Consider the following 12921-nt stretch of genomic DNA (forward strand, 5'->3'; position numbering starts at 1 on the left):
ATTCAGAAGATTGTCTAAGTAAATACTGGAATTTATACCCTTTTTTATTACGCAAAAAATGTCCATATTTGACACAACCACTCAGGCCGGAAAATTTGAACTATGACTTGTTGGCGATACGGTTTTTGGAAAGGTAATTCGCCATATCCATAGATTCAAAACTACCAGAACTAACAAGTAAATATAAACTCCACCCGTAAACAAAGTGAAAACATAATGTATACCTGCCATCCCCATCAACAAGAATAACAACCCAAAGGAGTTTGCGGTGTAATCCTTCTGTTTAGCTGCCTCATAACGCTCTGAGAAAGGTAATACCGGGGGATAAGAACGAAAGCAAATGACAGCATAGATCAGCATTGCGAACAGCACTACTACTAAATCCGGCACAATCCGCGACCCAAACAACCAAAGATATACTATCGCTTCTATAGCGAATAAAGGGACTAGTAAGCGAACAATTGCTGCCTTAAGCATTCCACGATATATAGGTGCGGTGTTCGGTAGAGGAATCAGCTTATAAATCCAAGAACCTTTATAATTCGCAGAGTACCTTAGCATTAGGACAACCGTCTGAAGTAACGTCGCACCGAAGTAGATCATCAGATATGTGTTTGAATCCTTAATAGTGGATGCATTACCATCCCAAAAGACCCCAAATATAAAAATGAACGGGAAGACGATTGAATAGCCGATTGCCGGATAGACCTTTAACTTGAAGTCACGTTCATTCTTCATCATTGACCAGCTAAGACGAAAGAACATGCCCTCTACCGGGTTGTTACAAGTTATTTTTGACAACCAGTCCACCATTCGGTCGTTACTTTTACCAACGTTGCCTTGCTCTGAAAGCTTCTGTAAGCTCTTTTCGAATAAAGGCATCAGCTTAATATAAGCCGCAATCAGCAGAACCGGAATTACTAAAGCTAACGCCGAAAGCACCACGAAGTGTGTGTCTCTCGCTCCGCCAATCAGCATCTCAAATGGAGCTGCAAACCAAACCGGAGAAATCAAATACTGCCACCATGCCGGCTTAAAAGAGAGGCTCAATTCAGCAATATCGAATAGTCTAACAACGAGCTGATACCCTACTGTAATCCCTATAGTCAAAATGATCTGTACATAATTAATAATATCCTTGAGCTTCTCCCCGTCGAGAAACTTCATAATCAGTAAATAAAGCAGCGCCGTAATGACGAGAATAAAGCAGTCCATCAGAATGATCTCAACAGCATATATTAGAAAAAATAGTACTCCCTGTTTGAACAGGCACAAAATCAGCGAAGGTCCGGTCAAGGTCAGCGTCACTGAAAATAAATAAATGAGAATGTGGATGCTCTTCGCCATGTTCAAGGTACGGCGGTTCACTGGCTTGGAAGCCAGTATGTTTTTATCCCGAAGATCAAGCATTACGGAAGAGAAATCAGAGATCAGTGTGGTCGTAATCATAAACATCACTACACCAAACACTAGACTCATTTGCAGCATATAGTTGCCCGTTAACATCATAAGAGGAATTAACATGACGCCAAAAAGTAAATAAATCCATTGCACACGCAGCGGGGAGCCCTCTTTCTTCTCCTCCTTTTTCTGCATTCCACCAAGCACTGTTGGTGTTCTTCTACCGTCCATCGTTAATTTGACCTGTAGAATACTTCGCATCACGTCATAATCAACACCGATTCGGCTAAACCCACCTCGCAGCTTATCCAGAAGCTTCAGCACATAGAAATCAGTCATGAGAATATCCCTCTTGCATGACCGCAACAAATTCCCCAGCAATATCACGGTATTTATCAAATCCAGTTAATTGATTAAAAATATCCTCCAGCGACCCTTCGCGGCCCTTCTCTCTTAGCTCAGCAAAGCTCCCATCCGCCACGATATCTCCACCATCGATCAAAACAATCCGGCTACTGATCTTCTCAACTACATCCATGATGTGTGAAGAATAGAAAATGGTCTTGCCCCTTGCCGCCAAAGATGCAAAAATCTCCTTTACCACCATTACGCTATTGGCATCCAGACCGCTCAGCGGTTCATCTAGGAACAGAATATCGGGATCATGAAGCATGCTGGAGATCAGCAGTACCTTTTGTTTCATCCCTTTGGAGAAGGTTGCGATCCGCGAATCATAAGCTTTCTCAAGACCTAGCAAAGCCATTAGCTTTCCAGCTTTATAGTTCACATCACTACGCTTCAATCCATACAACTCACCTACAAAAGTTAGATACTCTCTAGCGGTGAGGCTATCATATAATTCGGCTACCTCCGGCACATAACCTATTCTTTTTTTGTAAGAAACATCTCCATCAGCAATATCCCTGCCGAAAATCTCTACTTTGCCGTTATAGCCTTCTACCAGACCGAGCATAATCTTAACAGTTGTACTCTTTCCTGCACCGTTAGGACCGATATAGCCAATGATTTGTCCTCTGTATACCTTAAGGTCAATGCCCTTTAGCACCATTCGATCAGTGTAGTTCATCCATAAACCAGAAATCGCAATGACTGGATCATCAGCAAGGCCCATATCCTAATCCCCTCTCTAGCGACTAATTGACGATGTTAAAAATTACTATTTCATAAAATTACAATAATTGTATCATTCAACTGAATCCCACTCCATAATTTAACTCACTAATCTTATATCTATGAATGCTAATGCCCTTTTCAGCACAAAAGGGAGAACCCTTGGTTCCCCCTTAAAGTGTAGAGATCATCCCCCGCGAATTATTCCGCTTGATCCACTTGATCATATGAAGCTCTAGCTTGTTGAACCAATTCGTAATTTTTACTCGTCCACTGATTTAACGCTCTCATAGGTTCAAGTAATGATTCCCCTAAAGGAGTTAGAGAATACTCTACGATGGGCGGGACCGATGGTGTGATCTCGCGTTGGACGAGCCCATCTCGTTCCAGTTGCCGCAATGTTTGAGTTAGCATTTTTTTAGAGATGCCCTCAATTCTTCTTCTGATATCACTGTAACGAATGATTCCATCTTCCATGGCATAGATGACCAAAGCTGTCCATTTATTAGAGATGATGTCAAGGACCTTACTGTACCCACAAATCGATAACGAGATATCAGGCTCTACGGCATTTGTCGAAAATGGATGGTTCATATGAAGTCCTCCTATGCACTTTTTGGTTCCCTGGACACTATAAAGTGCCTTCTTACTTAAGTGTAGTTTATGGATTATTGTATGTCTATGCACTTCAAAAAGGAGAGATTGCTCATGAAAGTATACGAAATTCAAAGTCAATTTGGCCTAGATCACCTGAAGACAGCCGAACGTCCAATTCCTAATCCTGGTCCTGGTGAAGTTCGTATAAAAATGCGGGCAGTTTCCCTTAACGCTAGGGATTTAGGTGTGATTGATGGCTTTTATAACCCGATTTTGAGCTCACCATTAATCCCGGTATCGGACGGTGTGGGTGAAGTTGTCGCCTTAGGTGAGCATACGTCCCGATTCAAGATTGGTGATCGGGTGAGCGGTATTTTTACTCAAAGCTGGATTACGGGAGAACCTTCACAAGAAAATTGGGTGAGCTCGCTAGGAAGTCCGCTTGATGGGCTGCTAGCAGAATATGTTGTACTTCCCGAGAAGGGGTTGGTTCGTGTGCCAGATCTTTTGACAGATGAAGAAGCGGCAACACTTCCTTGTGCAGGTGTTACAGCATGGCATGCTATTGTTGAAGAAGGAAAGGTGAAAGCCGGAGAGACTGTAGTGATCCAAGGAACAGGCGGAGTTTCGCTATTCGCGCTTCAATTTGCCAAGCTTCACGGTGCACAGGTGATCATCACATCTAGCAGCGATGAGAAGCTTCAGCGGGCCAAGGGATTGGGAGCAGATTTTGGTGTCAATTATTTAACAACCCCTGAATGGGATAAGGCTGTTCTTGAGCTGACAGGGGGACGCGGAGCAGACCATATTGTTGATCTCGGTGGATCTTCCACATTAAATAAATCAATCGGGGCGCTGCGGGTGGGTGGAAGGATCAGTCTGATAGGCGGTCTATCGGGGTTCCAGGTGGAAGGCTTTGAACTTATCCCTGCAATTCTGAGAAAAGCGCGCCTTCAAGCCATCAATGTTGGAAGCCGTGACATGTTTGAGACGATGAATCGTGCGATCGAACAAAATGGACTTCGCCCGATCATTGATGCTGTATTTCCATTTGAACATTCTATTGAAGCATTGCAATACTTAGCAAAGGGTTCAACCTTCGGAAAAATTTGCATTAAATTTAAGATTAGAAACCCCCTGCTTTTTTTGCAGGGGGTTCCAATGTAATATACAGCTGCTGCTTAATTATCTCGACAGCAGATTATAAATGACCTGTGCCGCTTGCGCTCTTGTAGTGACTTCTTTAGGACTCAGCTTACTATTTGCTCCTGTCACTACACCTCTTTCTACCAGCGCCTGAAGGGCTTCCTGTGCATAGCCAGCAATCTCCCCTGCATCACTAAAATCAGAAAGAGCTGCAGCCTTCTTCTCGGATGGCAGTTCACCTAGCGCTACGAGCGAGCGGTACAAGAGTGTAAATAGCTCCTGTCTAGTGATCTGAATCTCTGGCTGGAATTGATTATCCCCCGAACCTGTGGCTACCCCAAGGCGCTTAGCAGTCGCGAGATAGTTCGTGTAATACGTATTGCCCGCATCCGTGAAATTATCCGTTGCGGTAGCGTCCGGTGTGATGCCGTAAGCATTCAAGAGTAAGACAATAAATTGCCCTCTAGTTATTTCAGCATTCGGACTGTAATGCTCTGCATCTGTACCGGATGTGATACTGCGTGCTGCAAGATAACCTACTGCACTGCTATACCATGAGGTGTCCGAAACATCCGCAAAGCTCACCTTGTTATATCCGATAATATATTGGGAGAAATGTGTGGTAACAAAATCTACAGTTCCCTTGGCAGCGTTATAATTCCCGCGTACATTCTCCAAGCTTCCAGTGGTATTAATATGGTATACGATAACCGCATCTTTCTGTTCTCCTGCTTGTAGCGTATAGGGTACACTGATGTGGACACTGCCCCCACCAAAGGTAGAGATAGTGCTTTGGCCCGCCTTTACCGATAAATCATAAACCGGTCTGTCGCCGAGAACAGCCTTACCTTCTGCCGTTAACGAAACCTTAGCGATCGTTATGACAATATCCCCCGTATCCGAGGCTGCGCTGATACTTGCCAAAGATTTGGCATCGAGTGTAATCGTACCTACATTCTCATAATGAATGGTAATCTCGGCCTTCGTACCAGAGACTAACTCATTAATTATGCTTCTCGATAGGGTAAGCTCGGCTGTTTTGGTATCAGAAGTAGCTGCTACTTTAATTTCCAGTACAGCTTTCTTCCCATCCGCTTCTGCCTTTTTAGCAAGGTTCACTAGCTCGATAGCCGCTTCTTTCGTGATTGTAGATGTGGTTACTCCTGTGGTTTTATCCGTTTTGGTTTCTGCTGTTGATGATAAATTCACAGTATTACCGGTTGTTGTTGCAGCAACCAGTTGAGGGCTTGCTGTTGGTGTTGGTGTAGCCGTGCTCGGCGCAGAATTGCTGCCGCCAGGCCCACTTGTTCCTGGGTCTGAAATAGATACATAAGCAGGGACAACGATAGCGGTCACTGGACTTGCCTTATAACCTTCTTTCGCTGCGTATCGAACTTGATACGTACCTGGTATTAGACCTGTAATCTCTTTATCTGGTGCATACACATAATTAGTCACACTGGACAGCTTATATTCTAAGGCTGTTGTGGTTCCTGTAATTTTCCCATCATTGTTCGCTGTAGAGGTAGGTGCTACCCCCTGCAAACCGGATGGCGCTGCTTGCTCTGCAGTGAATACTGGAACAATCACTTCTGCTGCTCTGCCCGCATTAAATCCCTCTTTGGCTGCATATCTTACTTGATATATCCCCGGTACCAATCCAACGATCTCTACTTCTGTTGCATAGACATAATCGGTTACCGTTGCTAGCTTATATTCCAAAGCTTTCGTAGTCCCGGTGATTTTACCGTCATTATTGGCTGTGGTAGTCGGCGCTACGCCCACTAGCCCTGTAGGAGCTGCTTGCTCCCCATAGGCCGGAACTTCAACAGTAGTATCTTTACCTACGCTGTATCCTTCTTTTGCCGCAAATCTCACCTTATAAAAGCCCGGAGTAAGACCTGTGATGGCTACGCCTGTAACAGGCTTATAATCAGCTTCTACAGCACCCTTATACTCCTGCCTCTCAACTGAGCCCGTAATTTGCCCATCATCGTTAGCTTCAGAAGTAGGAGCTACCCCTAATAGACCTGTTGGAGCTGCTTGTTGATGGATATAAGCAGGCACCTCCACACTTACGTCTTCTCCAGCATTATAAGGAATGATCGTTGGTCCCGCTGCGTTCGTTGGACCTTGATATCCTGATGTAGCCGCATATCTTACTGTATAAACACCAGGCGCAAGCCCTGTAATCGCTGAACCTGATACTTGCGTATATGCCGTATCTCCAGCCAGCTTATATTCCAAGGCCGAACTTGTGCCCAAGATTTGCCCATCCTTACTGTCTGCTGCGGTTGGTGCTACACCTGTAAGTCCAGCAGGCACAGCTTCAAGTTTTGAGAATAGCTTATCCAGCGCTGTTGTAGTGTTAGTGTATCTGGCTCCAATTGGGTAATTAGCCTGCACGTAATCCGGTTGGATGTTCGTCCAGCTATACATAAGCTCAATATGCCCTAGAATAGGTGCATTAGTACCACTTGTATCTTTGTTGTCCTTGTTATACGTGAACAGATATGGAACCTGAAGTCTATCTCCTATCACAGTGTTTCCAAGCTCATTCACATAACTAATCACAGATGGTTTAGCTGCTGTATTGTTCTCGGTCTTAATATTGGTCAGATAAGTACGGACCAGATCAACATACAAATTTGCATATGGATGATTGGTTGTTCTAATCTGAAGCTCATTATTATTATGCGGATTAGCGTTGCCCTTAGTGCCGCTGTTGTTGCTTGGTTCAGCAACCGTCACCCCAGAGTCGAGCTTCGTATCGAAGAAGTAGACCTTATCGATATTATGTTTTTTGGCATACTCGTTAATATATTTGATAACCGCTTGTGTGTTGGGGCACCATGAGCCGCCTAACAAAATCGCATAGTTGCCATCACTCGCCAAAATTTGCTTCAGCTGATGATAGGTCACATGTTCATACACGAGCGTACCGTCCGATTCGTTGAAGATCGTAGGTTTGCCCTCATTTTCGCCCTCATAGTTCTTGTTAAATGCGGCCTTGATATAAGCAGACTCATCGATCGTGCTATACCCAGAAGCGGCACTAAGCACCTCTCTTACTGATGCTTTATAAGCATTAACTTTCGTAGCATCTAGCGTTCCGTTCGTTAGGAACTCATTCCACGAATAGCTCTTATCCAGATAGGATACAACAGGAGCACTATTTCCCTGTGCATCTTTGTGATCCTTGTTGTACACCAAGAGAAATGGAGATTCGATCTTATTAGCAGTTACGACATCCCCGTTTTTATTGGTATAGCTAACATTGCGTTCTGGAACGTCCTTCGAGGACAGATTCAAATTCTTTAAATATTTGTTTACCAGGTCAACGTATTTGTAAGCAAATTTATTATTGCTGTCTGCAATCTGGAGCGTGTCACCGTCCAGCTTAGTATCAAAGTTATAAATCGTAGAGATGCCATATTCTTTAGCTACTTCATTGATAAAGCCGATATCGGCCTGTGTATTCTCGCTCCAAGCGCCGCCAACCAGAACAGCGTAAGTGCCTTCACTCTCAAAAAGATGAACGATATCCTCATAGGTTGCCGTTTTAAATACATGGCTAGCATCATTCAAACGGTCATAAACATGACTGAAATAATCAAAGTGGCTTACACCGCTATTTGAGGCTAAAGAGGTTAGTGCCTCTGCGTTATCCGTTTCGGCATTAGCTCTGCCCGCTTGAAAAGGCAGGACAAGCAGGGAAGCTGCTAGAAGCAGCGTTACAATTTTTTTGAATCGCAATGGTTTTATCATTTATGTGCACCTCGCCTTATATCGATTTATGTGATGAATTTGCTGAAAGGAATCCTGAATGAGCACGCGACCCATCAAGGACAAACCTCTTCCTCAGCGGCAGGTGCGGGTGCTTGAGCCGGTTCCGCTGGCGCTGGCGCGCTGACGGTGGATGATGGTGCATTAGTAGAAGTCTTTGGCTGAGCTACCTCAGCCACTGGAGCGGCCGTCGCTTTAACCACCTCAGTTGTAGAGAAGGTAATGGATTTCGATTTCGAAGGTGCTTCCGTTGCCGTTACTGCAGGAGCCGAAGTTGCCTTTGGCTGAGCAGATACAACAGGAGCAGACGTTGGTTGAGCCGCTTTGGCGGTTACGATTGCTTTGGGAGCCGTCGTAGGCGCAGCGGTTGGAGCCGGTGTTGCTGTCTGGGTTTGCGTTTTGACAGTAGCAGCAACCGTGGTTGTAGTTGTTGCAGCCTTAGCGGTGTCCGCCGCCGGAGCTGCGGTCGCCTTAGGTGCAGCTTCACCCACTACAGGAGCAGCTGAGGCAACGGTCTTAGTCTTTGAATCTACTGTGGCATCTGGAGCAGCAGTCGCTTCTGCCGAGACAGTCTCCACTACTGGAGCTGAAGATTCCGGCTGAACCGTTTCTACAACTGGTGCCGATGTGGCTTCTGCTTGAACAACGACTGCGGCCGCTGCAGTAGCTACAGGTGCAGCCGCTGCAGAAACGGATACTGCTGTATTACTGCTTGCTTCAATAGATGCTGCCTCTGCTGTCTTTTTATTAGCGGATACTGCGGCATACGTCAGTGCGGAGAAGACGACAGTAGCAGCAACCAAAGATATCGTAAGCTTTTTCATATGTGTATCATCCTTTTCAATTAAAATAAGATCCGGGCACGGCACGTATTACGTACCTGTTGAATCTCTGGCTGTCCAGTAGATCCATGCTTCTTAACTACCATTGTTGTACCTTAACCCCTTATTTCTCCTTTCTCTAAAATAAAAAAGAGACTCAACGAGACGCCTAACTAAGCGTCTTTCGTTGAATCTCCGGCTGTCCAGTCGATTCCAATTGGTCTAACGATTAAGTTCCATATTATTCATGCAAGAGTCCCTTGTCAATCAATTTTTATTTTTCATATGGTTTTTGTCGGGATTGATTATTTTTAACATATTATTACATTGACTTTACTATAAATTCTATATAGATTGATCTCAATAGGATTAATCATATTAAAAAACTAGGTTTAAGGGGGTATTAGTAGTGAACATAGATAACAACTTGTTATCCGCCATCGAAACGAACTGGTATGGATTTGTAGCTTCCATATTTGTTTTTGCAATTTTGTTTCTACTGGCACGTAAACGCATTGGATTTGGTACTCGAGTACTCATCGGACTTGGCATTGGACTAATTGCCGGAATATTCTTTCAATACTTCGATTTAGAGACCAAAGCCATCAGCACATTCGGCAGCATTTATGTCAGCTTGATTCGCATGCTCGTCATTCCTTTAGTATTTGTACTCGTATTGAACAGTATTTCTTCCTTAACCAATCTGGAGTATTTGCGTAAAATAGGAATCAAAACCTTCGCCTGGTTCCTCGGAACGACGGGTATCGCTTCTATTATTGGCCTATCTGTTGCATTACTGTTCAATCCTGGTCAAGGGATACAACAGGACGTACCTGCAGATTTCGCCGCTCGGGAAATCCCGACCTTCTCACAGGTTATTCTGGACCTTGTGCCATCCAACCCTGTGAATGAAGCAGCTACAGGTAAGGTTGTGCCTCTGCTCATTTTCGCTATCTTCCTAGCAGTAGCTATAATCAAGATTGGCTCCAAGAAACCGGAAGCCGTTAAACCTGTACGTGATCTTATTGAATCCCTGACACTGATACTGCATCAGGTCGTTAAATTCATTATTCGCTTGACGCCTTACGGTGTCTTCGCACTGATTGCAGGAATTACCGCACGTTATGGCTGGGAAACGTTGCAGGAGCTGGGCAGTGTAATTATTACCTCATATGTCGCAATGATTATACATTTTGTTCTTATCTTTGGCGGGTTGGTTCTATTAGTAGCGAAGGTGAATCCAATTCGTTTCTTCCGCAAAATCTATCCAACCATTACCGTTGCCTTCACGACTAGAAGCAGCTACGCAACTCTTCCTGTCAATCTTGAAGTCATTACGAAGCGCCTTCATGTCTCCCCGCGGATCGCGAGCTTTATTGCGCCGTTAGGAGCATCGGTCAACTTCAATGCGTGCGGTGGCATTTGGCCGGCGATTGTGGCTGTGTTTACCGCCCAAGTATTCGGTATTGATCTGAACTGGACTGACTACATTACGCTGGTCTTAGTAAGTATTATCTCTTCTATTGGTGTAGCTGGCGTACCTGGACCAGCCGTAATCTCCACTACGGTAGTCTTAACCGCTCTTGGTCTGCCGCTTGAAGGAATCGCTATCGTTGCAGGTGTAGAAGCGCTCATCGATATGGGTCGTACCGCTGTAAATGCAACAGGAACAGCTGTAACCGCGCTGTTGGTCGCGAATTCAGAAGGTGAATTCGACCGCGAAGCCTTTAATAGCAATAATGACGAAGATGATATTCTCTTGAGCACAGTTTAAAATCCGAACATGCAAGCAAAAACGCCTTCGGCGTCCCCAAAGGACGGTACGCGTTTATGCGAGAAATATAAAAAACCTTCGACTATCTGCTTATAGCAGAAAGCCGGAGGTTTTTTCGCGTACATCTATATTAGATTCAGCTGTTACAGCATGCTAATTCTTTGCCGTTGTTTTGCTGAAGCAAGGCAGGTTTCAACCAGCCGCATACTTAGCACCGGATCCTCCGGTGCAATGAGTCTCTTACCTGTGAACACAGCGGCTGCAAAATCATCCACCTGCCGAATGTAAGGATTAGCCGCTGTGGCATCGACCCGTCTCACCTCATCGCCAGTGTACACAAAGAATTCCGCATCCTCGTCTCTAGCGTTGAAAGGCATAGGCACCTCTATTCGCCCCTCAGTCCCAAGAATCTCCAAGAGCTGACGGTTATATGCCCACATGCCACAATCAAAGATCAAGCTTAAACCATTTGGAAACTCTACCAGCCCTGAAGCCATCATATCAACATTATCATGCTCAGGGGAGAACTTCGCATGCACGGTCACAGCTTCCGGCTCCGTCCCAAACAACAGTCTCGCCGCGCTTAACGGATAACAACCAACATCATAAAGCGAGCCGCCACCCCAAGCCGATTTAAAACGAATATTTGAAGTGTCTGTAGCATCATTGTAAGTAAATGTACCTCGAATCGAGCGTAATTCTCCGATTTCACCGCTAGCGATAATATCCTGGAGTTCAGCAATCCGTGGATGATGCCGATACATGTACGCTTCTGCTAAGTGAACGCCTGCATCGTTGCATGCTTTCACCATCTCTGCGGCCTCTGCACTGTTCAGCGCGATCGGTTTCTCACACAACACATGCTTACCCGCTTCTGCCGCACGGATCACCCATTCTCGATGAAGATGATTAGGGAGCGGAACATACACCGCATCAATTTCTTTATCCGCAAGTAACTCTTCATAACTTCCATATGCCTTCTCTATTCCGAACTCTGCGGCTACAGCGCTGCTTTTTTCCAAGCCACGACTTGCTACCGCTGTAATCACTCCTGAATCTGAATTCATGATAGCTGGCATCACTGAACCTGTCGCAATCTGCGCACAGCCTATGATTCCCCACCGAAGTTTTTGTACCATGATGGCTACACACCTCTTCCCTTGGATTAGTTACTATACTTTAAGACACCTTATCATAGAATGAAACTCATCACTAATAGAAAAGAACTGTTACAACGCAAAAAAGCAGCAGCCAAAGGAGCTTAGACTCCGATGGATACTGCTTTTAATTCAGGGCAAAAATTACATTATCCTATTTAACAGCACCGCCGCACCAAGCACAGCAATACGCGCCGCGTTCATCAGCACGAAATTTTTGACGGCAAGAATAAAGGTACTCGCCTTCTCCTGCTTCCGTGTGAATACATCGATATTTCGGTGCAGTGGAATCAGTGTAAGTAGAATTGCCAAGACAAGAATAGGGTTAATCCCCAAGATCAGCAGCACTACAAGATCCAGATAAGAAACATAGTAGAGATATTTAAACAGCACGAGCGCATTGCGGCGGCCAATATAGACCGGAAGCGTATACCTGCGGTTCTCCACATCTTCATCAATATCACAAATATTATTAGCGAGCATAATCCCTGCAATCCCCAGAATGGCGGGAACAGAGAACCAGAACAGGTACAACACTTCCACAATGTTGATATTCAGACTGGCCCAACCGTTCTGAAGCACCAGCGATACCACATGATTATCTGTATGAATATAGGCAGAGATAAAAATAATGACAAAGCCCATAAACAAACCTGAGAACAGCTCACCTAACGGCATCCGCGAGATCGGAATCGGCCCGAACGAATAAAGGATACCTATTAAGAACGACAGCCCACCCAGCAAAAAGACCAGCAAACCCGTCTGCGTAACTAGCGCAATCCCGCCCCCTGCAGCCAGAAATAGCAAAATAACAATCGTCGCCACAACGGTGCTCTCTTTTAGCTTAAAATGTACAATCGCATTATGCGTCTCATAGCCATAGCCGTGGGTTTTGGAAGCTTTTTTGAAATCGTAATAGTTGTTAATCGCCGTTGTCGCCATATCAAAACTAAGCAAAGAAACGAACATCAACGCAAAACGTAACACATAAAAATCCTCAAACCGATACAGGGCATACAGCGTTCCCATTAGAAAGGGAATCATACTGGCTACTTTTGTCGGCAGCTCCACAAATCTTAGAAAGCTTTTAATATTCACACCATACACC

9 protein-coding genes are annotated in these 12921 nt (G+C 44.9%); 2 read left to right on the forward strand and 7 right to left on the reverse strand.

Features of this window, described 5'->3' with window-relative positions:
* Positions 1-81: 81 nt before the first annotated feature.
* The 3 genes from NSU15_RS29085 to NSU15_RS29095 form a co-directional block, all read right to left on the reverse strand.
* Positions 82-1740 (reverse strand): hypothetical protein, encoded by a 1659-nt coding sequence (locus tag NSU15_RS29085; RefSeq protein ID WP_339288446.1) that lies wholly within the window; start codon positions 1738-1740, stop codon positions 82-84.
* Positions 1733-2533, reverse strand: a complete 801-nt coding sequence (locus NSU15_RS29090; RefSeq protein ID WP_339288448.1) for an ABC transporter ATP-binding protein — start codon at positions 2531-2533, stop codon at positions 1733-1735. Before NSU15_RS29090 ends, NSU15_RS29085 begins: the two co-directional genes overlap by 8 nt.
* A gap of 200 nt (positions 2534-2733) precedes the next feature.
* Complete coding sequence (locus tag NSU15_RS29095; RefSeq protein ID WP_042131445.1) at positions 2734-3126, reverse strand: helix-turn-helix domain-containing protein; 393 nt, start codon at positions 3124-3126, stop codon at positions 2734-2736.
* A gap of 114 nt (positions 3127-3240) precedes the next feature.
* On the opposite strand from NSU15_RS29095, the gene NSU15_RS29100 reads away from it, so the two are divergent.
* Complete coding sequence (locus tag NSU15_RS29100) at positions 3241-4296, forward strand: NAD(P)-dependent alcohol dehydrogenase (RefSeq protein ID WP_339288449.1); 1056 nt, start codon at positions 3241-3243, stop codon at positions 4294-4296.
* 18 nt (positions 4297-4314) lie between these two features.
* Here NSU15_RS29100 and NSU15_RS29105 read toward each other — a convergent pair whose 3' ends face one another.
* Both NSU15_RS29105 and NSU15_RS29110 read right to left on the reverse strand, forming a co-directional pair.
* Positions 4315-8043 carry an S-layer homology domain-containing protein gene (locus tag NSU15_RS29105; protein ID WP_339288451.1) on the reverse strand — a complete coding sequence of 1243 codons (3729 nt, stop codon included), beginning with the start codon at positions 8041-8043 and terminating at the stop codon, positions 4315-4317.
* 74 nt (positions 8044-8117) lie between these two features.
* On the reverse strand, positions 8118-8885 hold the full coding sequence (locus NSU15_RS29110; RefSeq protein ID WP_339288452.1) for a hypothetical protein: 768 nt from the start codon (positions 8883-8885) through the stop codon (positions 8118-8120).
* Between the two features lie 412 nt (positions 8886-9297).
* On the opposite strand from NSU15_RS29110, the gene NSU15_RS29115 reads away from it, so the two are divergent.
* Complete coding sequence (locus NSU15_RS29115) at positions 9298-10656, forward strand: dicarboxylate/amino acid:cation symporter (protein ID WP_042132548.1); 1359 nt, start codon at positions 9298-9300, stop codon at positions 10654-10656.
* A gap of 143 nt (positions 10657-10799) precedes the next feature.
* Here the strand turns inward: NSU15_RS29115 and NSU15_RS29120 are convergent, their stop codons facing one another.
* Together NSU15_RS29120 and menA are read right to left on the reverse strand one after the other, a co-directional pair.
* On the reverse strand, positions 10800-11795 hold the full coding sequence (locus NSU15_RS29120) for a Gfo/Idh/MocA family oxidoreductase (protein WP_339288454.1): 996 nt from the start codon (positions 11793-11795) through the stop codon (positions 10800-10802).
* Positions 11796-11957: 162 nt separating this feature from the next.
* Positions 11958-12911, reverse strand: a complete 954-nt coding sequence (menA, locus tag NSU15_RS29125) for a 1,4-dihydroxy-2-naphthoate polyprenyltransferase (protein WP_339288456.1) — start codon at positions 12909-12911, stop codon at positions 11958-11960.
* Positions 12912-12921 lie beyond the last annotated feature (10 nt).

Source organism: Paenibacillus sp. FSL E2-0201 (assembly GCF_037963325.1).
In the GTDB taxonomy this organism is placed as follows: domain Bacteria; phylum Bacillota; class Bacilli; order Paenibacillales; family Paenibacillaceae; genus Paenibacillus_AQ.

Coding starts and splice junctions, on each gene's coding strand:
- NSU15_RS29085 (WP_339288446.1), bottom strand. CDS start 1,740: ATGACTGATTTCTATGTGCTGAAGCTTCTGGATAAGCTGCGAGGTGGG.
- NSU15_RS29090 (WP_339288448.1), bottom strand. CDS start 2,533: ATGGGCCTTGCTGATGATCCAGTCATTGCGATTTCTGGTTTATGGATG.
- NSU15_RS29095 (WP_042131445.1), bottom strand. CDS start 3,126: ATGAACCATCCATTTTCGACAAATGCCGTAGAGCCTGATATCTCGTTA.
- NSU15_RS29100 (WP_339288449.1), top strand. CDS start 3,241: ATGAAAGTATACGAAATTCAAAGTCAATTTGGCCTAGATCACCTGAAG.
- NSU15_RS29105 (WP_339288451.1), bottom strand. CDS start 8,043: ATGATAAAACCATTGCGATTCAAAAAAATTGTAACGCTGCTTCTAGCA.
- NSU15_RS29110 (WP_339288452.1), bottom strand. CDS start 8,885: ATGAAAAAGCTTACGATATCTTTGGTTGCTGCTACTGTCGTCTTCTCC.
- NSU15_RS29120 (WP_339288454.1), bottom strand. CDS start 11,795: ATGGTACAAAAACTTCGGTGGGGAATCATAGGCTGTGCGCAGATTGCG.